The organism is Pseudomonas sp. RtIB026 (assembly GCF_016861355.2).
Taxonomy (GTDB): domain Bacteria; phylum Pseudomonadota; class Gammaproteobacteria; order Pseudomonadales; family Pseudomonadaceae; genus Aquipseudomonas; species Aquipseudomonas peradeniyensis.
The window spans coordinates 4,958,127-4,980,659 of the sequence record NZ_AP023348.2; the positions used below are offsets into that span (position 1 = coordinate 4,958,127).

21 protein-coding genes and 1 pseudogene are annotated in these 22,533 nt (G+C 64.9%); 13 read left to right on the top strand and 9 right to left on the bottom strand.

What is annotated here, in order from left to right; all coding sequences use genetic code 11:
* Nucleotides 1–121 precede the first annotated feature (121 nt).
* Entirely contained in the window at nucleotides 122–376 is a 255-nt protein-coding gene (locus tag PRtIB026_RS22160) for a DUF2790 domain-containing protein (RefSeq protein ID WP_023630669.1), read from the top strand.
* A 222-nt stretch (nucleotides 377–598) separates the two neighbouring features.
* On the opposite strand, the gene PRtIB026_RS22165 is transcribed toward PRtIB026_RS22160, so the two are convergent.
* Nucleotides 599–2,158: a sigma-54-dependent transcriptional regulator gene (locus tag PRtIB026_RS22165; protein WP_203651526.1), complete on the bottom strand. Its 1,560-nt coding sequence runs from the start codon at nucleotides 2,156–2,158 to the stop codon at nucleotides 599–601.
* Between the two features lie 255 nt (nucleotides 2,159–2,413).
* On the opposite strand from PRtIB026_RS22165, the gene phhA reads away from it, so the two are divergent.
* The 5 genes from phhA to PRtIB026_RS22190 all read left to right on the top strand — a co-directional run bounded on the left by phhA (nucleotide 2,414) and on the right by PRtIB026_RS22190 (nucleotide 6,569).
* Entirely contained in the window at nucleotides 2,414–3,202 is a 789-nt protein-coding gene (gene phhA / locus PRtIB026_RS22170; protein ID WP_062360651.1) for a phenylalanine 4-monooxygenase, read from the top strand.
* Between the two features lie 38 nt (nucleotides 3,203–3,240).
* Nucleotides 3,241–3,597, top strand: a complete 357-nt coding sequence (locus PRtIB026_RS22175) for a 4a-hydroxytetrahydrobiopterin dehydratase (RefSeq protein ID WP_203651524.1) — start codon at nucleotides 3,241–3,243, stop codon at nucleotides 3,595–3,597.
* Nucleotides 3,594–4,790: an amino acid aminotransferase gene (locus tag PRtIB026_RS22180; protein ID WP_203651522.1), complete on the top strand. Its 1,197-nt coding sequence runs from the start codon at nucleotides 3,594–3,596 to the stop codon at nucleotides 4,788–4,790. The genes PRtIB026_RS22175 and PRtIB026_RS22180 overlap by 4 nt, the downstream gene beginning before the upstream one ends.
* Before the next feature lie 366 nt (nucleotides 4,791–5,156).
* Entirely contained in the window at nucleotides 5,157–5,285 is a 129-nt protein-coding gene (locus PRtIB026_RS22185) for a hypothetical protein (RefSeq protein ID WP_256582346.1), read from the top strand.
* Between the two features lie 96 nt (nucleotides 5,286–5,381).
* Nucleotides 5,382–6,569, top strand: coding sequence for an MFS transporter (locus PRtIB026_RS22190; RefSeq protein ID WP_203651519.1), 1,188 nt, complete (start codon nucleotides 5,382–5,384; stop codon nucleotides 6,567–6,569).
* Nucleotides 6,570–6,691: 122 nt separating this feature from the next.
* Here PRtIB026_RS22190 and PRtIB026_RS22195 read toward each other — a convergent pair whose 3' ends face one another.
* Entirely contained in the window at nucleotides 6,692–9,700 is a 3,009-nt protein-coding gene (locus PRtIB026_RS22195; RefSeq protein ID WP_203651517.1) for an FAD-binding and (Fe-S)-binding domain-containing protein, read from the bottom strand.
* 239 nt (nucleotides 9,701–9,939) lie between these two features.
* Between PRtIB026_RS22195 and PRtIB026_RS22200 the strand changes: the two genes are divergently transcribed.
* Nucleotides 9,940–10,824: a LysR substrate-binding domain-containing protein gene (locus PRtIB026_RS22200; protein ID WP_267812970.1), complete on the top strand. Its 885-nt coding sequence runs from the start codon at nucleotides 9,940–9,942 to the stop codon at nucleotides 10,822–10,824.
* Between the two features lie 158 nt (nucleotides 10,825–10,982).
* Here the strand turns inward: PRtIB026_RS22200 and PRtIB026_RS22205 are convergent, their stop codons facing one another.
* The 6 genes and pseudogenes from PRtIB026_RS22205 to PRtIB026_RS22230 form a co-directional block, all read right to left on the bottom strand.
* A complete protein-coding gene (locus PRtIB026_RS22205; protein WP_203651516.1) occupies nucleotides 10,983–12,401 on the bottom strand; it encodes an amino acid permease in 1,419 nt (472 codons plus the stop codon).
* A 703-nt stretch (nucleotides 12,402–13,104) separates the two neighbouring features.
* Nucleotides 13,105–14,169, bottom strand: a complete 1,065-nt coding sequence (gene rluB, locus PRtIB026_RS22210) for a 23S rRNA pseudouridine(2605) synthase RluB (protein WP_203651515.1) — start codon at nucleotides 14,167–14,169, stop codon at nucleotides 13,105–13,107.
* A 235-nt stretch (nucleotides 14,170–14,404) separates the two neighbouring features.
* Nucleotides 14,405–15,160: pseudogene (gene scpB, locus PRtIB026_RS22215) on the bottom strand (SMC-Scp complex subunit ScpB); the annotation flags it as partial.
* Nucleotides 15,161–15,174: 14 nt separating this feature from the next.
* A complete protein-coding gene (locus PRtIB026_RS22220) occupies nucleotides 15,175–15,873 on the bottom strand; it encodes a segregation and condensation protein A (RefSeq protein ID WP_203652615.1) in 699 nt (232 codons plus the stop codon).
* A 125-nt stretch (nucleotides 15,874–15,998) separates the two neighbouring features.
* Nucleotides 15,999–16,628, bottom strand: coding sequence for an L-threonylcarbamoyladenylate synthase (locus PRtIB026_RS22225; RefSeq protein WP_082337815.1), 630 nt, complete (start codon nucleotides 16,626–16,628; stop codon nucleotides 15,999–16,001).
* A gap of 13 nt (nucleotides 16,629–16,641) precedes the next feature.
* A complete protein-coding gene (locus PRtIB026_RS22230) occupies nucleotides 16,642–17,502 on the bottom strand; it encodes a PHP domain-containing protein (RefSeq protein WP_203651510.1) in 861 nt (286 codons plus the stop codon).
* A 67-nt stretch (nucleotides 17,503–17,569) separates the two neighbouring features.
* Here PRtIB026_RS22230 and PRtIB026_RS22235 point away from each other — a divergent pair, with 67 nt between their 5' ends.
* The 6 genes from PRtIB026_RS22235 to PRtIB026_RS22260 all read left to right on the top strand — a co-directional run bounded on the left by PRtIB026_RS22235 (nucleotide 17,570) and on the right by PRtIB026_RS22260 (nucleotide 21,806).
* Complete coding sequence (locus PRtIB026_RS22235) at nucleotides 17,570–18,166, top strand: septation protein A (RefSeq protein WP_050706754.1); 597 nt, start codon at nucleotides 17,570–17,572, stop codon at nucleotides 18,164–18,166.
* 1 nt (nucleotide 18,167) lies between these two features.
* Nucleotides 18,168–18,467, top strand: coding sequence for a YciI family protein (locus tag PRtIB026_RS22240; protein WP_186732960.1), 300 nt, complete (start codon nucleotides 18,168–18,170; stop codon nucleotides 18,465–18,467).
* A 143-nt stretch (nucleotides 18,468–18,610) separates the two neighbouring features.
* Entirely contained in the window at nucleotides 18,611–19,003 is a 393-nt protein-coding gene (locus tag PRtIB026_RS22245) for a translation initiation factor 2 (protein WP_203651508.1), read from the top strand.
* Between the two features lie 7 nt (nucleotides 19,004–19,010).
* Nucleotides 19,011–19,688, top strand: coding sequence for a response regulator transcription factor (locus PRtIB026_RS22250; protein ID WP_110739854.1), 678 nt, complete (start codon nucleotides 19,011–19,013; stop codon nucleotides 19,686–19,688).
* A 300-nt stretch (nucleotides 19,689–19,988) separates the two neighbouring features.
* Nucleotides 19,989–20,405, top strand: coding sequence for a Spy/CpxP family protein refolding chaperone (locus PRtIB026_RS22255; protein ID WP_203651507.1), 417 nt, complete (start codon nucleotides 19,989–19,991; stop codon nucleotides 20,403–20,405).
* Between the two features lie 12 nt (nucleotides 20,406–20,417).
* On the top strand, nucleotides 20,418–21,806 hold the full coding sequence (locus tag PRtIB026_RS22260) for a sensor histidine kinase (RefSeq protein ID WP_203651506.1): 1,389 nt from the start codon (nucleotides 20,418–20,420) through the stop codon (nucleotides 21,804–21,806).
* Between the two features lie 90 nt (nucleotides 21,807–21,896).
* Here the strand turns inward: PRtIB026_RS22260 and PRtIB026_RS22265 are convergent, their stop codons facing one another.
* Entirely contained in the window at nucleotides 21,897–22,454 is a 558-nt protein-coding gene (locus tag PRtIB026_RS22265; protein WP_203651505.1) for a nitroreductase family protein, read from the bottom strand.
* Nucleotides 22,455–22,533: the final 79 nt, after the last annotated feature.

The window sequence follows — 22,533 nt, forward strand, 5'->3', positions numbered from 1 at the left end:
GGTAACAGCCCCCACGCAGGCAGCGTTAATCCGTACCTCATCCCGATAGTTGAAACTTGCTGTACTCGCGGCGCCACAAGCGCCGCGTGCCCCCTCACGACCTTAGACAGGTAACTTGAAAATGAAAGCTTTACTGGTATTGGTACTTGGCGGTTTTTGCGGCGCGGCATTGGCCGGTGAAGCAAAAGATGTCGAGCAGATTCCGGTTGAACAGTACAGTTATTCGCAGCACCTGGACATCGCCCGCGTCATCTCCATGAGCGAAGTGCCGAACGTCTGTGAAGTGGTGCCGGCCCGCATGACCTACGAGGACTCCCAGGGCCAGAAGCACATTCTCGAATACCGCGTGATGGGGAACGGTTGTTCCAACGGCTGAGGCCATAGGTATATCGCGGGGCAAGCCCGCTCCCACTCCGACCGCGCCAACCTCAAGCCTTGCGCGATCCCTGTAGGAGCGGCCTTGTGCCGCGAAAGGGCTGCGTAGCGGCCCCGGGTTTTCAGCAGCATGCCAAGATCGTCGGGGCCGCTTTGCGGCCCTTTCGCGGCACAAGGCCGCTCCTACAGGGACAAGTGTAACTTTCAAGGTAGTTAGCCACCCTCACTCCACCGACTTGTTCAGCGAATAATCCCGCAACTTGTTGGCAATAGTCGTATGGGAAACACCCAATCTTTTCCCCAGCGCCCGGCTGCTTGTAAATTCACTCATCAAACTTTCCAATACCGCCTTTTCAAACCGCCCGACAATCTGCGAAAGATCGCCATCCAGGGAAAACTCGCCCAATGGCTGGCGCGCGCCATAATCCGGTAAACGGATATGTTCGCTCTTCACCACCCCGCCCTCGCACAACGACACCGCCTGGAACAGCACGTTCTCCAGCTGGCGCACGTTGCCTGGCCAATGATATTGAGCAAGCTTGTCCATCGCCGCCGGCGCCAGGCGCGGCATCGGGCAGCCGATCTGCCGGCTGGCCTGGTCAAGGAAGTGCTGCACCAGCCCCTCCAGGCCATCCATGCACTCGCGCAGCGGCGGAATGTGCAGCGACAGCACGTTGAGGCGATGGTAGAGGTCCTGGCGGAACTCGCCCCGGGCGCACAGCTCGGACAGATCGACCTGGGTCGCGCAGATCACCCGCACATCCAGGTACACCTCTTCGTCACTGCCAACCCGGCGGAAACAGCCATCCTGCAGGAAGCGCAGCAGCTTGACCTGCAAGCGCGGGCTCATCTCCCCGACGCCATCGAGGAACAGCGTGCCACCGGCGGTAAGCTCCAGCAGCCCCAGCTTGCCTTCGGCCCGCGCGCCTTCGAACGCCCCCGGGCCATAGCCGAACAGCTCGGTCTCGGCCATCGACTCCGGCAGGCCGGCGCAGTTGAGCGCCATCAATGGCGCCTGGCCACGAGGGCTGGCCAGGTGGCAGGCGCGCGCCAGCAATTCCTTGCCGGTGCCAGTCTCGCCCTCGATCAGCAGCGGCGCATCCAGCGGCGCCATGCGCCGCGCCTCGCGCACCACTGCGGCCATCACCCGCGAGCTCTGGAAAATGCTGTCGAAGCCACGCAGCTCCTGCTTGCGCACGTTGTAGATGCGCTCGCCGATGCGATCGGCACGATGCAAGGTGATCACCGCGCCCGCCAGCGCCTCGCTGTCGTCATGCTCAGATTGCAACGGCGCGATATCGGCGAGGAACACATCGCCCTTGACCTTGATGCGCAGGCCGTTGATCCGCGACTTGTTGGCGCGGATCAGCTCCGGCAGGTCGAAGTCCTCGACATAGCGCGACAACGGAATGCCCGGCACCTCGTCCACCCGCACCCCGAGCAACTGCGCCGCGCCACGATTGGCGGCAACGATGCTGCCGCCCATGTCGATCGACAGCACCGGGAAGTCCAGCGCGCCCAGCAGCGCATTGAGTTCCATGTGCCGGCGCTCGCTGGGCATCAGGCCGACGCGCTTGACCCCGAACACCCCGGCGATCGACTCGAACTTCGGCCGCAGGGCCTGGAACTGCAGGTTGATCAGATTCGGGCAATGCAGATAGATGGCGTTGCCGTGATCCCCCCCCACCTCGCCGCGCAGCACGTTGATGCCGTACTCCACCAGCAGGTTGAGGATGTCCCGCAGGATGCCGATGCGGTTCTGGCAGTGCACTTTGATACGCATGAAGGCTCTCGAAGCGGCCAGGTTTTTACCGGGCGCGCGGAAAAGTCGTAAAGATAAGCTGACAAAATCAACCTTCTGCCCAGCTCGACACCCGTGATTTTCCGGGATAAGGGTATTTTTGTAAAATTATCGTTACGAATTCAGGATGAGCGGCGACGATTAACTGCCCTTCACCCCAGTGCAAAGCAGCGTTTGTAGGGATATTCCTAAGGTATGTCCTGTACATAACAAGAACGCCCTCACCAGGAGAGCCACATGAAACAGACGCAATACGTGGCACGCGAGCCCGATGCGCATGGTTTTATCGACTACCCGCAGCAAGAGCATGCGGTGTGGAACACCCTGATCACTCGCCAACTGAAAGTGATCGAAGGCCGGGCCTGCCAGGAATACCTGGACGGCATCGAGCAGCTCAAGCTGCCCCATGACCGCATCCCCCAGCTCGGCGAAATCAACAAGGTGCTGGGCGCCACCACCGGCTGGCAGGTCGCCCGCGTGCCGGCGCTGATCCCCTTCCAGACCTTCTTCGAGCTGCTGGCCAGCAAGCGCTTCCCGGTCGCCACCTTCATCCGCACCCCGGAAGAACTGGACTACCTGCAGGAGCCCGACATCTTCCACGAGATCTTCGGCCACTGCCCGCTGCTGACCAACCCCTTCTTCGCCGAATTCACCCACACCTACGGCAAGCTGGGCCTGGCGGCGACCAAGGAACAGCGTGTGTACCTGGCGCGCCTGTACTGGATGACCATCGAGTTCGGCCTGATGGAGACCGCGCAGGGTCGCAAGATCTATGGCGGCGGCATCCTCTCCTCGCCGAAGGAGACCGTCTACAGCCTGTCCGGCGAGCCGGAGCACCAGGCCTTCGACCCGATCGAGGCCATGCGCACGCCGTACCGCATCGATATCCTGCAGCCCCTGTACTTCGTCCTGCCGAACATGAAACGCCTGTTCGACCTGGCCCACGAAGACATCATGGCCATGGTCCACCAGGCCATGCAGCTGGGCCTGCACGCACCGAAGTTTCCACCCAAGGTCGCCGCCTGAGCGCCCCTGTCGATAACAACTCAAACCGGAAAACACCCATGAATGCCTTGAACCAAGCCCACTGCGAAGCCTGCCGCGCCGATGCGCCGAAAGTCAGCGACGAGGAACTGCCGGTATTGATCCGGCAGATCCCGGACTGGAACATCGAAACCCGCGACGGCCACATGGAGCTCGAGCGCGTGTTCCTGTTCAAGAACTTCAAGCACGCCCTGGCCTTCACCAACGCCGTCGGCGAGATCGCCGAAGCCGAAGGCCATCACCCGGGCCTGCTGACCGAGTGGGGCAAGGTCACCGTGACCTGGTGGAGCCACTCGATCAAGGGCCTGCACCGCAACGACTTCATCATGTGCGCGCGCACCGACGAGGTCGCCAAAACCGCCGAAGGGCGCAAGTGATGCACTTCGCGGCCATCGGACGGGTCCCTGGCGACCCGATCCTGGGGCTGATGGAGGCCTACGCCCGCGACGACAATCCGGCCAAGTTCGACCTGGGGGTCGGCGTGTTCAAGGACGCCCAGGGCCTGACGCCGATTCCCGCAGCGGTCAAGCAGGCCGAGCAGCGCCTGGTCGAACGCCAGGCCACCAAAAGCTACATCGGTGGCCATGGTGACGCGGCGTTCGGGCGCCTGATCAGCGAACTGGTGCTGGGCAGCGAATCGCCGTTGCTGGCCAGCCAGCGCGCCGGTGCCACCCAGACCCCGGGCGGCACCGGCGCCCTGCGCCTGGCGGCGGAGTTCATCGCCCATTGCCTGCCGGGGCGTGGCATCTGGCTGAGCGACCCGACCTGGCCGATCCACGAGACGATCTTCGCCGGCGCCGGGCTCAAGGTGTCCCACTACCCCTACGTGGGCAAGGACAACCGCCTTAACGTCGACGGCATGCTCGCCGCGCTGGAACAGGCACCGGAAGGCGACGTGGTGCTGCTGCACGCCTGCTGCCACAACCCGACCGGCTTCGACCTGGGCCAGGACGACTGGCGCGCGGTACTCGACATCGTCAAGCGCCGCAACCTGCTGCCACTGATCGATTTTGCCTACCAGGGCTTCGGTGACGGCCTGGAGGAAGACGCCTGGGCGGTGCGCCTGTTTGCCGCCGAACTGCCGGAACTGCTGGTCACCAGCTCCTGCTCGAAAAACTTCGGCCTGTACCGCGATCGCACCGGCGCCCTGCTGGTGTGCAGCCACGATGCCGAGAAACTGCTGGATGTGCGCAGCCAATTGGCGTTCATTGCGCGCAACCTGTGGTCGACGCCACCGGACCATGGTGCCGCAGTGGTCGCCGAGATCCTCGGTGATCCGGCGCTCAAGGCGCTGTGGGTCGAGGAAGTGAACGCCATGCGTCAGCGCATTGCCGAGCTTCGCCAGGGCCTGGTGCAGGCGCTGGCGCCACACGGCCTGGCCGAGCGCTTCGCGCACATCGCCGCGCAACGCGGGATGTTCTCCTACACCGGGCTGAACCCCGAGCAAGTGCGCCTGCTGCGTGAACGGCACAGTGTGTACATGGTCGGTACCGGCCGGGCGAACATCGCCGGGGCGGATGCGCAGCGCCTGGAGAAGCTGGCAGCGGCCATCGCCGACGTCTGTCGCTGATATCGCAGTACCTGTGGGAGCGGCTTTAGCCGCGAAGCAAGCGACGCGGTGGATGGCACCGGCTTCGCCGGTGTTCGCGGGTAAACCCGCTCCCACAGGATACGCGCCGCTTCGACATCAAGCGCTGTAACTGTGGGGGAGCGCAGCCTGCGATGAATCGAACGCAGGCAGTACAAGACTGTTGCTCCCACAGTGTTTCCGGCGCCCGAACACAGTCGGCGGTGCGCTGATCGCCCGCTAAAACCGACCGGCGCCCGGCAAAAATCTCAAACTGTCATCCAGACTGCTGTATCCTGCCCGAGCTTTTCGAAGCCACACATGCGCCCTGGCGCCGCCTTTTCACTCACACTTGCGAGGAACGACGAGATGCATGAAATCCCGAATCTTCCCTTCCCAAGCCTGAACCCCGAAGAGCAATCCGTTGCCGCCCACGCCGAACCGACGCCCGCCGTCGACCAGGACGGTGACGATCAATCCAGCGCCGACCAGGAATAATCGCGCACCCCACCCGACTGTGTGAAAACGGCTGACCTGCGGGACATCCCCGTCATCGCGTTTTCACACCGTCCAGAACCTCTACCGAAGACCCTCATGCCCGACTCACCGCGCCCCCTTGCGGTCACCCTGCAAGTCGTTTCTATCGTCCTGTTTACCTTCATCGGCTACCTGAACATCGGCATTCCCCTGGCCGTGCTGCCCGGCTACGTGCACTCCGACCTGGGTTTCAGCGCCGTGGTCGCAGGCCTGGTGATCAGCGTGCAGTACCTGGCCACCCTGCTCAGCCGCCCTACCGCCAGCCGCATCATCGACAACCTCGGCAGCAAGAAGGCGGTCATGTACGGCCTGTTCGGCTGCGGCCTGAGCGGCGTGTTCATGCTGGCCTGCAGCTTTCTTACCCACCTGCCCTGGCTGAGCCTGGCCTGCCTGTTCATCGGCCGCCTGGTGCTGGGCAGCGCCGAGAGCCTGGTGGGCTCGGGCTCGATCGGCTGGGGCATCGGCCGGGTCGGCTCGGAAAATACCGCCAAGGTCATCTCCTGGAACGGCATCGCCAGCTATGGCGCATTGGCCGTCGGCGCCCCACTCGGCGTACTGATGGTCAAGCAGCTCGGGCTGTGGAGCATGGGCGCGAGCATCATCCTGCTGGGCGTCATCGGCCTGCTGCTGGCCTGGCCCAAGCGCGCCGCGCCGGTGGTCGCCGGCGTGCGCCTGCCGTTCCTGCGGGTGCTGGGCAAGGTCTTTCCCCATGGCTCGGGGCTTGCCCTGGGCTCGATCGGCTTCGGCACCATCGCCACCTTCATCACGCTGTACTACGCCAGCCGCGACTGGCCCAACGCCGCGCTGACCCTGAGCCTGTTCGGCGCCAGCTTCATCTGCGCGCGCCTGCTGTTCGGCAACCTGATCAACCGCATCGGCGGTTTCCGCGTGGCGATTGCCTGCCTGTCGGTGGAAACCCTGGGGTTGCTGATGCTGTGGCTGGCGCCCAGCGCCGAGATGGCCCTGGCCGGCGCGGCGTTGAGCGGGTTTGGATTCTCGCTGGTGTTTCCGGCACTCGGGGTGGAAGCCGTGAACCAGGTGTCGGCAGCCAACCGCGGCGCTGCAGTGGGGGCCTATTCGCTGTTCATCGACCTGTCGCTGGGGATCACCGGGCCGCTGGTGGGCGCGGTGGCGGCGGGGTTCGGATTTGCCTCGATGTTCCTGTTCGCGGCGGCGGCAGCGGGGTGTGGGTTGGTGTTGAGCTGCTATCTGTACCGACAAGCGCGACTGCAACGTGAGCGCTAAAAGCCGGGGGGGGGCGCTTTGCGCCCCTTTCGCGGCACAAGGCCGCTCCTACAGGGTAATGCGATCTCCTGTAGGAGCGGCCTTGTGCCGCGAAAGGGCCGCAAAGCGGCCCCAGCAATTGACTAGCGCTGCGCGTACTGCAACACCACCTCCAGCGGATGGCGCAACTGCTTCTCGGTCATGCGCTTGACCTGGCTGCGGCACGAATAACCGGTCGCCAACGCCTCGCCCTGCTTGTCCAGCTTGGTCGCCCAGGACTGCTCGAAGATGGTCTTCGAGGTTTCCTGGTTCCGCGCTTCATGCCCATAGGTACCGGACATGCCGCAGCAGCCGGTGGCCTCGGTGACCAGCTTCAACCCCAGGCGGGCGAACACCTGCTCCCACTGCCGGGTACTGGCCGGCACATTGGTCTTCTCGGTGCAGTGGGCCATCAGGCGGAAGCTGTCGGCCTTGACCGGCGCCTGCTCGGGCAGCACGTTCATCAGCCATTCCTGGGGCAACAGCACCGACGGGCACTCCACGCCATCGACCTTCTGGTACTCCTGGCGATAGACCAGGGTCATCGCCGGGTCCAGCCCCACCAACGGCACGCCGCAGTCGGCCAGGGTCTTGAGCTGGGTGGCGTTGCGGATCGCCGCCTTGGCGAAGGCACCGAGGAAACCCTGCACGTGCAACGGCTTGCCGTTGGCGCTGTAAGGCGCGAGGAATACCTTGTGCCCCAGGCGATGGGCCAGCTCGATGAACGAGGCCAGCAGTGGCGTCTCGAAATAGCGGGTGAAGGCGTCCTGCACCAGCACGATGCTGCGTTCGCGCTGGGCCGGGGTCAGCTCGCGCAGGGCCGGAACGCTCGCCACCTGGACGCGGCAACGGGTCAGGGTGGCCTGGAAGTTGAAGCGGCTGATCAGCGGGCTGTCGACCATGCCGATCTTGTCCGCCAGCAACCTGCTCACCCACTTCGAGCCCATCACCGCGTTGTACAGGCCCGGTGCATGGGCCAGGTACGGGATGGTGAATTCCAGCGAGCCGATCAGGTAATCGCGCAGCGGACGCTGGTAGCGGCCGTGGTACAGCTCGAGGAAGCGCGAGCGGAAGTCCGGCACATTGACCTTGATCGGGCACTGCCCCGCGCAGGACTTGCACGCCAGGCAGCCGGCCATGGCGTCGTACACCTCGTGGGAGAAGTCTTCCTGGCGCGCACGGCTGTTGCGCAAGCGCGCCGGCAGCCCCTTGAACCAGGACGCCTTGCGCTGGGCGGCGGCGAGCACATCGATGTTCGCTTCGCCCTGCAGGCGCAGCCATTCGCGGATCAGCGAAGCGCGCCCCTTGGGTGAGTGCTGGCGTTCGCGGGTGGCCTTCCACGACGGGCACATGGCGTCGTTGGGATCGTAGTTGTAGCAGGCGCCGTTGCCGTTGCAGTGCACGGCGCTGCCGAAGCTTTGCCAGACGCGTTCGTCGATTCTGCGGTCAAGGTCACCGCGCAGGGTCACGCCATCCACCGGGGTCAGGCCTTCGGCGCTGTCCGGCGGGGTGCAGATCTTGCCCGGGTTGAGCTGGTTGTGCGGATCGAAGGCGCCCTTGAGGCGCTGCAGTGCCGGGTACAACGCGCCGAAGTATTCCGGCACGTACTCGGAGCGCAGGCCTTTGCCATGCTCGCCCCAGAGCAGGCCGCCATAGCGCTGGGTCAGCGCCGCCACGGCATCGGAGATCGGCTTGACCAGCGCGGCCTGGGCCGGATCCTTCATGTCCAGCGCTGGGCGCACGTGCAGCACGCCGGCATCGACATGGCCGAACATGCCGTAGGCCAGGCCGTAACCGTCGAGCAGCGCGCGGAAGTCGGCGATGTAGTCAGCCAGTTGCTCCGGCGGCACGGCGGTGTCCTCGACGAACGGCTGTGGCCGCACCTCGCCTTCGACGTTGCCCAGCAGCCCCACCGAACGCTTGCGCATGGTGTAGACCCTGGTGACCGCCTCGGCGCCCTCCGCCAGGGTATGTCCCAGGCGTTCGACGCTGGTGTCGCGCTGCAGGTGCGCGACAAACGCCTCGACCCGGGCATTGACCTCGGCCGGCTCGTCGCCGCAGAACTCCACCAGGTTGATGCCCAGCGTCGGGCGCTCGGCATCGGCCGGGAAGTACTCGGCGACGCTGTGCCAGACGATGTCCTTCATCGCCAGCATCAGCACCTTGGAGTCAACGGTCTCGATCGACAGCGGCTTGTGCGCCATCAGCGCGTTGGCGTCGCGCAGGGCGTCCATGAAGCTGGTGTAGCGTACGTTGACCAGCACCGCGTACTTCGGGATCGGCAGCACATTGAGCTTGGCCTCGACCACATAGCCCAGCGAGCCTTCGGCACCGCACAGCACGCTGTTGAGGTTGAAGCGGCCCTGCTCGTCGCGCAGGTGCGCCAGGTCGTAGCCGGTCAGGCAGCGGTTGAGCTTGGGGAAGGTGCTTTCGATCAGCCCGGCCTGGGTTTGCTGGATCTCGCGGGCCATGCGGTACACCTCGCCGACCCGGCCGGGCGCGGCGCAGGCCTGCTCCAGGGCCGCGTCGTCGATCGGCAGGCTGTGCAGGCGCTCGCCACCAAGCAGCACGCTGTGCAGCTCGAGCACGTGGTCGCGAGTCTTGCCATAGGTGCAACTGCCCTGGCCGCTGGCGTCGGTGTTGATCATGCCGCCGACGGTGGCGCGGTTGGAGGTCGAAAGCTCCGGCGCGAAGAACAGCCCATGGGGCTTGAGCGCGGCGTTGAGCTGGTCCTTGACCACGCCCGCCTGGACCCGCACCCAGCGCTGCTCGACGTTGATCTCGAGAATGCTGTTCATGTGCCGCGACAGGTCGACGACGATGCCGTCGGTCAGCGACTGGCCGTTGGTGCCGGTGCCGCCACCACGCGGGGTCAGCTTGATGTCGCGAAAGCGTGGCTCGGCCATGAGCGTGGCAACCCGCGCCACATCGTCGGCATCCAACGGGAACACCGCCGCCTGGGGCAGCCGCTGGTAGATGGAGTTGTCGGTGGCCAGCACGGTACGGGTGCCGTAGTCGGCACTGATCTGGCCACGGAAGCCGCTGTTCTTCAGGGCTTCGAGGAATTCAGGGTAATGGGCGGCGGGCGCGCGGGGCGGCAGCTGGGCGATCATCGAAGGATGGCCTCTATTCGATATTGGCTAGTTCACGGGTTCCAGGCATTGCAACATCTCGTGGGAGCGGGCTTGCCCCGCGATGGCGCCATCGCGGGGCAAGCCCGCTCCCACGAGATGTTGTATTTCCTGCGACTACGGTATGAATGATCTATACCGCATGACGAATACGCCCATGTTCCTGTAGTTTCGCGCCAGGGGCAAACGGATATTCCTGCCGCTATCGATGAGCTTTATGAATGAATTACCGCCACCTCACCCCTTCGATGTCGCTGCTACTGGCCTTCGAGGCCGCCGCGCGACATGAAAGCTACACCCGCGCCGCCGCCGAGCTGTCGCTGACCCAGAGCGCGGTAAGTCGCCAGGTGCAGGCGCTGGAACAGCAACTGGGGCTCACCCTGTTCCGCCGCGAGGGGCGCCAGGTGCAACTGACCGACGTGGGCCGTCTTTACCAGCGCGAGCTGAGCGAAGCCTTGGGGCGTATCCGCAGCGCCACCCTGCAAGCCCTGGCCTATCAGTCCGGGGTCGGTACCCTGCGCCTGGCGACCCTACCGACCTTCGGCTCGAAATGGCTGCTGCCGCGCCTGCATGCGTTCTATGGCGCTCATCCGGGCATGCTGGTGCACATTCATTCTCGTATCGAAGCGATCAACTTCGACACCAGCGAGATCGACGCGGCCATCGGCGTGGCCACCCACGACCTGCCCGGGCTGGTCTGCCATCGCCTGCACGCCGAGGAACTGTTGGTGATCCTCCCGCCGGACTGCGCTCGCGACGGCCAGGACTGGAGCCCGTCGCGGATCAGCGAAGAGGTGCTGCTCAACGTCGCCAACAACCCCCATGCCTGGGGAGAATGGTTCTCCCACCACGCCCTGCCCCACCGGGCGATGCGCCTGGGGCCGAGTTTCGAGTTGACGTCGCACCTGATCCAGGCGGTGCGGGCGGGGATAGGGATTGGCCTGGTGCCCAGGATTCTGGTGGAGGAGGAACTGGCCAGTGGCGAGCTGTTCAGCCCGGGGGCGCCGTTTGCCAGCCAGCGCAGTTATTACCTGATCTACCCGCCAAGGAATGAGGCATTGCCTTCGTTGCGGGCGTTTCGTGGCTGGTTGCTGGAACAGATCTGAGTCATCGATTGCCAGAGCCGGCCATTCGCGGGTAAACCCGCTTCCACAGGTTCTGCGCCTCCTGTGGGAGCGGATTTACCCGGGAATGGGCCGGCACAGGCAACAAAAAACCCGATGCCAGTCACCCGGCATCGGGTTTTGCCGAAGCGCCTCGACGCTTACTTGGCCACGCTACCGGCAGCGCCGTTGGCCTGCGCCCCACGCTTGCTCTTGAGCACGTAGAACACATACATCACCACCAGCCATACCGGCATGGCGTACACCGACACCTGGATGCCAGGGATCTGCAGCATGATGCCGAGGATCAGCACCACGAAGGCCAGCACCAGGTAGTTGCCGTACGGGTACCACAGCGCCTTGAACAGCGGCTTCTGGCCAGTGCGGTCGAGGTGCTGGCGGAACTTCAGGTGCGAGTAGCTGATCATCGCCCAGTTGATCACCAGGGTCGCTACCACCAGCGACATCAGCAGCTCCAGGGCGTTCTGCGGCATCAGGTAGTTGAGCAGCACCGCGATCAGGGTCACGGCCGCCGACACCAGGATCGAACGTACCGGCACGCCGCGACGGTCGACCTTGGCCAGCGCCGCCGGGGCATCGCCCTGCTCGGCCATGCCCAGGAGCATGCGGGCGTTGCAGTAGGTACCGCTGTTGTACACCGACAGCGCCGCGGTCAGGACCACGAAGTTCAGCAGGTGCGCGGCCACGTCGCTACCCAGCAGCGAGAAGACCTGGACGAACGGGCTGCTGCCATAGCTGCCGCCGGACGCGTCGATGCTGGCCACCAGGCTGTCCCACGGGGTCAGCGACAGCAGCACCACCAGGGCACCCACGTAGAAGATCAGGATGCGGTAGATGACCTGGTTGATCGCCTTGGGGATCACGGTCTTCGGCTTGTCGGCCTCGGCCGCGGTGAAGCCGAGCATTTCCAGGCCACCGAAGGAGAACATGATGAAGGCCAGGGCCATCACCAGGCCGCTGACGCCATGCGGGAAGAAACCGCCATGGGCCCACAGGTTGGTCACCGACGCATCCGGGCCACCACTGCCGCTGGTCAGCAGGTAGGCGCCCAGGCCGATCATGCCGACGATGGCGGCGACCTTGATGATCGCGAACCAGAACTCGGCTTCACCGAAGAACTTCACGTTCATCAGGTTGATGGCGTTGATCAGCAGGAAGAATGCCGCCGCGGTGACCCAGGTCGGGATCTCCGGCCACCAGTAATGGACATACTTGCCCACTGCCGACAGCTCCGACATGCCCACCAGGATGTACAGCACCCAGCAGTTCCAGCCCGACAGGAAGCCGGCGAAACCGCCCCAGTACTTGTGCGCGAAGTGGCTGAAGGAGCCGGCCACCGGCTCCTCGACGATCATCTCGCCGAGCTGGCGCATGATCATGAAGGCGATGAAACCGCAGATCGCATAGCCGAGGATCATCGACGGACCGGCGGACTTCATCACGCCGGCCGAGCCCAGGAACAATCCGGTGCCGATCGCGCCACCCAGGGCGATCAGTTGGATATGGCGGTTCTTCAAGCCACGCTTGAGTTCGCCAGACTGTGAATTATGTCCACTCATGAACGAAGTCACCTGCTTGTTTTTATCTGTGACGGAATCGGACCCACCGCACTCGTGGCGCAGCGGAATGGGCAAGGTGGTTACCTTGGATACTTGTGACGGGAAGTCGCTCGTGGCCTTGGTAGCCAGGTGCGGATCAACCGGGTGTCAGCAAGCGTGCGCGGTACGCAAGGGGGTCACAGGTAAAACGCGGCGCATTGTATACCCCTGCAAACGCGCAGGCGTCAACGCGTTGCATCGTTTCCTGTGGAAAAAACGCACCGGTCCTGGGGTGAAGGCCTGAAAAGGCGGAGTGATCGGCGTACATGGCGCCTCCATTTTGTTGTTTTCGATGCCTGGCTATCCTGCCTGGCTCTGCACACGGCAATGGCGCTATCTCAACGTTTGGGCGGGGGTTTGGGAAGGGGGTGAAGGGGACCGGGGAGGCTCTGGCGCGCAAGTCTTGGAAAGATTTTGTGACGAAGAGTGGGGAAGCACAGGCAAGCCGGGGAAAAGGCCCAGAATCGTATAGTTTTCTTTACAAGGTGGTTTGAAAATTTGCCACCGGTCGGGAAAAATTCTGTCTGTTCAGGTACTTGGGACCGCTTTGCGGCCCATCGCGGGGCAAGCCCGCTCCTACACTGGGATGCGTATCGAGGGACTTCCTTTTCAACAGGCACAAAAAAACCAGCCCGAAGGCTGGCTCTTTCGTTACCGGGCCAGATCAGCCACGCGGCTTGCCGCGACCACGACCGGCTGGCTTGTCGCCTTCGGGACGGGCTGGACGCTTGCGCATCTCGCTCGGGCGCTCGGCCACCGCGCTGCCGCGGCTGCCCTTGCGTGGTGCAGCCTCTTCACGCGGCGCGCGCGCCGGGCGCTCGCCCTGCCCTTCGGCGGCCGGACGCAGGGTGCGCACACGCTCGCCACGCCCCAGCGGGCGGGTCGACTTGCGCTGCAGGCGCTCGAGCTTGTCCTTGGCCTTGAGCTTCATCTCCGGCAGCGCCACCGGCTGCAGGCCGACTTCGGCGGCGAGGATGTCGATCTCGCCCTGGCTCATTTCGCGCCAGCGACCCATCGGCAGATCGGAGTTGAGGAACACCGGGCCGAAACGCACGCGCTTCAGGCGGCTGACCACCACGCCCTGGGACTCCCACAGGCGGCGCACCTCACGGTTGCGGCCTTCCATCACCACGCAGTGGTACCAGTGGTTGAAGCCTTCGCCACCCGGTGCCTTCTGGATATCGGTGAACTTGGCCGGACCGTCCTCGAGCACCACGCCGGCCTTGAGGCGGTCGACCATGTCGTCGTCGACCTCGCCGCGCACACGCACGGCGTACTCGCGGTCCATTTCATAGGACGGGTGCATCAGGCGGTTGGCCAGCTCACCGTCGGTGGTGAACAACAGCAGGCCGGTGGTGTTGATGTCCAGGCGGCCGATGTTGATCCAGCGCCCCTCTTTCGGGCGCGGCAGGCGGTCGAACACGGTCGGGCGGCCTTCCGGGTCGTCACGGGTGCAGATCTCGCCGTCGGGCTTGTTGTACATGATCACGCGGCGGGTCGCCTCGGCGGCCTCGACACGCTTGATCAGCTTGCCGTCGACGGTGATGGCGTCGTGCAGGTCGACGCGCAGGCCCAGGGTGGCCTCGACGCCGTTGACCTTGATACGGCCCTGGCCGATCCAGGCCTCGACGTCACGACGCGAGCCGACGCCGATACGCGCCAGTACTTTCTGCAGTTTTTCGCCGGACGGCGGGGTGGGTTGTTGGTCTTGCAGGTCTTTGTCACTCATCTGGGCACCTCCCGGTGTAGTAGTGAAAGCGGGCGCGCATCATACGCGCAACGCACTGGAGAGTAGAGTGTTTTGTGGAATTGGAAGTGTTTTTCTGCCAAATGGCCTTTGTCTGATCAGGGCCGGCCTCTTCGCGGGTAAACCCGCTCCCACAGCTTGTGATACCCCTGTGGGAGCGGGTTTACCCGCGAAGAGGCCGGCACAGGCAGTAGTTAAATCAAGACTGCAGCTTGCCCTCGTCCTGCTCCGAGGCCTCAGGCTCTTCTTCATCGCGCAAATCATCGAAATCGGTCTTGAGCCCTTCTTCCATCGCATCCAGCTCCACCAGCAGCGAACGGAAGCTGGTCTCATCCTTGGGCTCCGCTTCCTCACCCTCCTCGCCCAGGCTGGCATCGGCCAGGGCTTGCAGGTGAGCGGGCACCGGCGCCTCGTCCGGGTCGAGCAGCGGTTCCGGCTCCAGCTCGCGCAACTCGGCCAGCGCCGGCAGTTCATCGAGGCTCTTGAGGTTGAAGTGATCGAGAAACGCCTTGGTGGTGGCAAACATCGCAGGACGCCCTGGCACCTCGCGGTAGCCGACGATGCGGATCCACTCGCGCTCCATCAGGGTCTTGATGATGTTGCTGTTGACCGCCACGCCGCGCACGTCCTCGATCTCGCCCCGGGTGATGGGCTGGCGGTAGGCGATCAGCGCCATGGTTTCCAGCAGCGCACGGGAATAGCGCTGCGGGCGCTCCTCCCACAGGCGGCCGACCCAGGGTGCATAGTCTTCGCGGATTTGCAGCCGATAGCCGCTGGCCACTTCCTTGAGCTCGAAGGCGCGGCCATTGCAGGACTTGCCCAGCACGTCCAGGGCCTTCTTGAAAACGGCTGGGGCCGGGCGTTCGGCCTCCTCGAACAGCTCGTAGAGGCGTTCCAGGGATTGCGGCTTGCCCGAGGCGAGCAGGAAGGCCTCGATCAGCGACGCCAGTTCGCGGGGTTCGTTCAGGTTCATCGGTAGTCGTCAGGTCACTCTGCCCGGGCACGGACGTGGATCGGGGCGAAAGGCTCATTTTGCACGAGTTCGATCAGCGATTCCTTCACCAGTTCGAGAATCGCCATGAAGGTCACCACCACGCCGAGCTTGCCCTCCTCGCGGGTGAACAGTTCGACGAAGGGCACGAAGCCACCGCCCTTGAGGCGTTCGAGCACCTCGCTCATGCGCTCGCGGGTCGACAAGGTCTCGCGAGTGATCTGGTGGCTCTCGAACAGGTCGTTGCGGCGCATGACCTCGGCCATGGACAGCAGGATCTCCTCCAGGGCGACCTCCGGCAGCAGCTTGCGCACCTTGGCCTGAGGGGCCTCGAGACGCGGCACGACGACGTCGCGGCCAACCCGCGGCAGCTCATCGATACCTTCGGCGGCAGCCTTGAAGCGTTCGTACTCCTGCAGGCGGCGGATCAGCTCGGCGCGTGGGTCGCCCTCCTCTTCCTCGACCTCGCTGGAGCGCGGCAACAGCATCCGCGACTTGATCTCGGCGAGCATGGCGGCCATCACCAGGTACTCGGCGGCCAGTTCCAGGCGCACGCTCTTCATCAGCTCGACATAACCCATGTACTGACGAGTGATCTCGGCCACCGGGATGTCGAGGATATCGATGTTCTGCTTGCGGATCAGGTACAGCAGCAGGTCCAGCGGGCCTTCGAAGGCCTCGAGGATCACTTCCAGCGCGTCCGGCGGGATGTACAGGTCCACCGGCAGCTCGGTCAGCACCTCCCCATAGACCAGGGCCAGCTGCAACTGCTGGGGGGCATCGGCCTGTTCGGTCGGCGCCTCGGGCGTTTCCATCTGGCTCATGCGTTGACCAGGAACGGCGTCGGATCCCCGCACCCTTCACGAATCAGCTCCGGCTCGTCACCGGACAGGTCGATGACGGTCGAAGCCTTCAGGTCACCGAAGCCGCCGTCGATGATCAGGTCGACATGATGCTCCAGGCGCTGGCGGATCTCGTAAGGGTCGGTCATCGGCTCGTCGTCGCCCGGCAGGATGAGGCTGACGCTCATCAGCGGCTCGCCAAGCTCCTCGAGCAGCGCCAGGACAATGGGGTTGGACGGCACGCGCAGGCCGATGGTGCGGCGCTTGTCGTGCAACAACAGGCGCGGCACTTCACGGGTGGCGTTGAGGATGAAGGTGTAGGGCCCCGGAATGTGCGCCTTGAGCAGGCGGAACGTCGCCGTGTCGATCTTGGCGAAGGTGCCCATCTCGGACAGGTCGCAGCACAACAGGGTGAAGTTGTGGTTCTTGTCCAGCTGACGCAGGCGGCGCACCCGCTCGATGGCGCCCTTGTCGCCGATCTGGCAGCCCATCGCATAGGCCGAGTCGGTCGGGTAGACCACCACCCCACCCTTGCGGATGATCTCCACGGCCTGTTTGATCAGGCGCGCCTGCGGGTTTTCCGCATGAATCTGGAAAAATTGGCTCACGTAGTCGTCCTGTTCATACCGCCATAGACTGTTCATGTCGGAATCGACGCCACAGAGGTGGCAGGTCCTCGGGCAATGGCCGGTAGGCACCGATCTCGCCCCAGGTGCCGGGGCCGTGGAAGTCACTGCCGGCGCTTGCCAGCAAGCCGAACTCACGGGTGAGGATCGACATTGTCCCCACCTGCTCGGGCGGCATCATCCCATTGACCACTTCCAGCGCCTGCCCCCCTGCCTGAATATAGTCGGCAATCAGCCGTCTGCGCTTGCTGCGGGTCAGTTCGTAGTGCATGGGATGGGCCAGGCTCACCCAGGCATTGGACTGGCGCAACGTGGCGACGGTTTCCTCCAGCGTCGGCCAGTGCAGCTTGACGTCCCCCAGCTTGCCGGCGCCCAGCCACTTGCGAAAGGCCTCGCCACGGTCCTTGACGAAGCCTGCGCGCACCAGGAATTCGGCGAAATGCGGGCGCGCCGGGGCGTTGCCGCTGTCACCCAGTTCCTGCTGCACGGCCCGCGCACCGTCCAGCGCGCCGGGCATGCCCTTGGCCGCCAGCTTGCGGTCGATTTCCTCGGCGCGCAGCCAGCGGCCGCGATGCAGATTGCCGATGGCTTCGAGCAAGGGCGGGGCATCGAGCGGGAAATCGTAACCCAGCACATGGATGGTGGCGCCGCCCCAGGTGCACGACAACTCTACCCCGCTGACCCACTGCATGCCGTTGTCCAGGCAGGCCTGGCGGGCCTCGGGCAGGCCTTCGAGGGTGTCGTGGTCGGTGAGCGACAGCGTCCGCACCCCGTGCTCGTGGGCCCGGGCGACCAGTGCCGTGGGCGACAGGGCGCCGTCGGAGGCCGTGCTGTGACAGTGCAGATCAACATTCATGGAGGAGCGCTTTCGCAGGAATCGATGTTTGTTATTATGCCGTCACATCCCGCTTCTGGCTGCCACTGTGAAACAATTCATCGATTTCATCCCGCTGCTGCTGTTCTTCATCGTCTACAAACTGGACCCGCGCCCGGTCGAATTCGCCGGTCAAAGCTTCGAGTTCGGCGGGATCTACAGCGCCACCGCCATGCTGATCGCCAGCTCCGTGGTGGTCTACGGCGCGCTGTTCCTGCGCCACGGCAAGCTGGAAAAGGGCCAGTTGCTGACCCTGGTCGCCTGCCTGGTGTTCGGCGGCCTGACCCTGGCCTTCCACAGCGAGACCTTCCTCAAGTGGAAAGCACCGGTGGTCAACTGGCTGTTCGCACTGGCCTTCGCCGGCAGCCACTTCATCGGTGACCGGGTGCTGATCAAGCGCATCATGGGTCACGCCCTGACACTCCCTGAAACAGTCTGGACCCGCCTGAACCTGGCGTGGATCGGTTTCTTCCTGGTGTGCGGCGCCGCCAACCTGTTTGTCGCTTTCACCTTCCAGGACATCTGGGTCGATTTCAAGGTGTTCGGCAGCCTCGGCATGACCGTGCTGTTCCTGGTGGCCCAGGGTGTCTATCTGTCGCGCCACCTGCACGATGCCGATCCTTCCACCTCCAAACCCAAGGACTGACATGCTCTACGCCATCATCGCCAGCGACGTCGAAAACTCCCTGGAAAAACGCCTGGCCGCCCGCCCCGCCCATATTGAGCGCCTGCAGCAGCTCAAGGCCGAGGGCCGCGTGGTCCTCGCCGGCCCGCACCCGGCCATCGACAGCAACGACCCGGGCGCCGCCGGTTTCAGCGGCAGCCTGATCGTCGCCGAGTTCGATTCGCTGGCCGCCGCCCAGGCCTGGGCCGACGCCGACCCGTATATCGCCGCAGGCGTCTACGACAAGGTCGTGGTCAAGCCGTTCAAGCAAGTCCTGCCGTAACAGGCTGTTGAGGGAGCGGCTTTGTGGGAGCGGCGGTGCGCCGCTCCCACAAAGCCGCTCCCAGCTACACCCCACGCGGCACTATTCATAAATTCCGACAACTGGCCGACAACCTCCTGAATCGATACGAATCAGGAGTTCCAATGCGTCAAGGTCCGATGTCCCTGCTGCTTTGCCTGTTACTGCTGTCCCCTTTCGCCGCGGCCGAGCAGCCGCTGTCGCTGGAAGCCGGGGCGCGGATCACCGAGCTGCAGCAGCGCCTGGAAGAGAGCGAGAAACAGCGCGACGCGCTGACCCTGCAACTGCAGAACCAGGACAGCGAACGCGAAAGCGCCCAGCTCTCGCGCCTGCGCCAGGACAACCAGCGCCTGAAACTGACGGTCAAGGAACTGCAGGCCGCCAGCAGCGCCCCCCAGCGCCTGCTCACCGACCAGCAGCAGTGGTTCCTGATCGGCTCGGTCGTTGCACTGTTGTCGGCAGTCTGCGGTATCTTAGCCAGCGGCGGACACAGAAGACGCCGGCAATGGTTGAATTGAGTGAGACATGAGCGAGCTGTTACTGATTGATGATGACCAGGAACTGTGCGAGCTGCTCGGCAGCTGGCTGACCCAGGAAGGGTTTGCGGTGCGCGCCTGCCACGATGGCCAGAGTGCGCGCCAGGCCTTGGCCAGCCACGCCCCGGCGGCGGTGGTGCTGGATGTCATGCTGCCCGACGGCAGCGGCCTGGAACTGCTCAAACAGTTGCGCAGCGAGCACACCGACCTGCCGGTGCTGATGCTCTCGGCCCGTGGCGAGCCGCTGGACCGCATACTCGGCCTTGAGCTGGGCGCCGACGACTACCTGGCCAAGCCCTGCGACCCCCGCGAACTTACCGCCCGCCTGCGCGCCGTGCTGCGCCGCAGCCACCCCAGCGCGCCCAGCAGCCAGGTCGAGATCGGCGACCTGACCTTCAGTCCGGTGCGCGGCGTGGTCAGCATCGACGAGCGCGAGATGACCCTCACGCTGTCCGAGAGCCGCATCCTCGAGGCGCTGCTGCGCCAGCCCGGCGAACCGCTGGACAAGCAGGAGCTGGCGCAGATCGGCCTGGGTCGCAAACTCACGCTCTATGACCGCAGCCTGGACATGCACGTCAGCAACCTGCGCAAGAAGATCGGCCCGCACCCGGACGGCCGCCCGCGCATCGTCGCGCTGCGCAGCCGCGGCTACTACTACAGCCTCTGACAGCGACTAGAACCCTGTAGGAGCGGCCTTGTGCCGCGAAAGGGCCGCAAAGCGGCCCCGGCGATCTTTGCAAAACCGCTGAAATCCCGGGGCTGCTGCGCAGCCCTTTCGCGGCACAAGGCCGCTCCTACAGAGATCACGCCAGTTGAAAGATCTCAGCAAGACAGTTGCTCCCACAGGATCCGCACGACGGCTACCGCCAACTTTACCCTCCCTTTACCCTCACCTGACCGCCCTTGACCTTGATCTCCCTAGACTGGGCTCATCCGGTAACCACCGGCCCCTGAAAGGAGAGACACCATGCGCAAGACCCTGATCGCCCTGATGTTCGCCGCCGCCCTGCCGACCGTGGCCATGGCCATGCCTGACGGCGGCCCGCGCCACGACGGCCCGCATCATCGCGGTGACGCGCCTTTCGCCCAGCTGGACCTGAGCCGCGACCAGCGCCAGCAGATCGGCAAGCTGATGGGCGAGCAGATGCAGCAGCGCCGCGACATCACCGAGCGCTACATGGCCAAGCTGCCGGCCGCCGAGCAGAAAGCCATGAAGGACGAACTCAAGGCCAGCCACGACAAGACCGACGGCCAGATCCGCGCCCTGCTCAAGCCCGAGCAGCAGAAGAAGTTCGACGACCTGCAGAAGGAACGCGCCGCGCGCAAGGCCGAGTGGCAGGAGTTCCAGGCCTGGAAGGCTGAAAAAGCCGGCAAGGCCCAGTAAGCTGTCAGCCCGATGCCCGGCCCGCACCCCCGCGGGCCGGGCTTTCGCCATTTCTCGGAGGTGCTCGTCTTGCGTTCACTGTTCTGGCGCATCCTGGCCAGCTTCTGGCTGGCCATCGCCCTGGTCGCCGGGCTGTCGATCCTGCTCGGGCACATGCTCAACCAGGACACCTGGATCCTCAGCCGCCATCCGGGCCTGAACAACCTGGCCAGCCACTGGGCCCAGCACTATGAACAGGACGGCCTGGAGTCGTCGCAGCGCTTCCTGGAAAGACGCAAGCAGCGCTACAAGATCGACGTGCAGGTGCTCGATGACAGCGGCGACGCCGTGGTGCCCGGCACCTTTCCGCGCCGCGCCGCCGCCTTCGAGGCGCGCCAGCACAACGACGAGCGGCGCCTACCCTGGCGCCGCCTGACCGAGGAATACACCAGCCCCACCAGCGGCGAGACCTACCTGCTGATCTACCGCATCCCCCACCCCGAACTGGCCGCCTGGCACCGCGAGAGCCTGATCTGGCCGCTCAGCGCCCTGGGGATCGCCCTGGTGGTACTGACCCTGTTCAGCCTGCTGGTGACCCTGTCGATCACCCGCCCGCTCAGCCGCCTGCGCGGCGCGGTGCACGACCTGGGGCAGACCAGCTACCAGCAGAACAGCCTGGCGCGGCTGGCAGTGCGCCGCGACGAGTTCGGCGTGCTGGCCAACGACTTCAACAAGATGGGGGCGCGCTTGCAGAGTCTGATCGGCAGCCAGCGCCAGTTGCTACGTGACGTGTCCCACGAACTGCGCTCGCCGCTGGCGCGGCTGCGCATCGCCCTGGCCCTGGCCGAGCGCGCCGAGCCGGAGCAGCGCCAGGCCCTGTGGCCGCGCCTGACCCGCGAGTGCGATCGCCTGGAAGACCTGATCAGCGAGATCCTGGTGCTGGCCCGGGTCGATGCCGACCAGGCCCATGCCGAACCCGTGGACCTCAATGCCTTGCTGGGCGGCGTGCGCAAGGACGCCCAGCTGTCGGCGCCGGAACAGGAAGTGCGACTGGAAGCGCAGGCAGGCCTGACCTTGCACGGCTGGCCGACCTTGATCGAACGGGCGGTGGACAATTTGTTGCGCAATGCCCTGCGTTTCAATCCGGCCGGGCAGCCGATCGAGGTGCATGCCCGTCGGGAGCAGGATCGCATCGTGCTGAGCGTGCGCGATCATGGGCCGGGGGTGGCGGCAGAGCACCTGGCGCAACTGGGCGAGCCGTTCTTCCGGGCGCCGGGGCAGGACGCACCTGGGCATGGACTGGGGCTGGCGATTGCGCGCAAGGCGGCAGAGCGCCATGGCGGCAGCCTGGTGTTGGGCAATCATCCGCAGAGTGGGTTTATTGCGACGCTGGAGATTCCCTGCAATATCAGTGCAGTCTGACAGACCGCGGGGCCGCTCCTACAAGAATCCGCGATCGCCTGTAGGAGCGGCCTTGTGCCGCGATGGGCCGCAGAGCGGCCCCGCCTCACATCACTCTCCCCAGGCGCTGACGTACTTGGCCGTCTCCAGGACCGGCGCCGTGCGCGGCTCGCCCATCGGCGTGCCGACATACAGGTAGCCGATCACCTCTTCATTCGCCTCAAGACCCAAGCCCTCGTGCACATGGACGTCATACGCCATGTCACCGGTGCGCCACACCGCGCCGATACCCTGGGCGTGGGCGGAAACGAGGATGCCGTGGGCGGCGCAGCCGGCGGCCAGGCGCTGTTCGATCTTCGGCACCTTGAAATGCTCCTGCAACCGGGCCACCACCACAATCAGCAACGGTGCCCGCAGCGGCATCGCCCGGGCCTTGTCCAGCGCGGCCGGGGTGGCATCGCCCTTGGCCTGCACCGCCTCGGCGAACAGTTCGCCGAGCTTCTCGCGGCCCTGTCCCTCGATGGTCAGGAAGCGCCAGGGACGCAGCTGGCCATGGTCCGGCGCACGCAGCGCGGCCTGGAACAGCGCCTCGCGCTGGGCGGCATTGGGCGCCGGTTCGGTCAGGCGTGGCACGGAAACACGGTTGAGCAATGCGTCGAGAGCCTCCATGGGCTTACCTCCTGGCAGATTGAAAGTGCGGCCATTCTGCACTAACCAGAAGGCAACATGTGAGTGGGCTTGTCCCGCG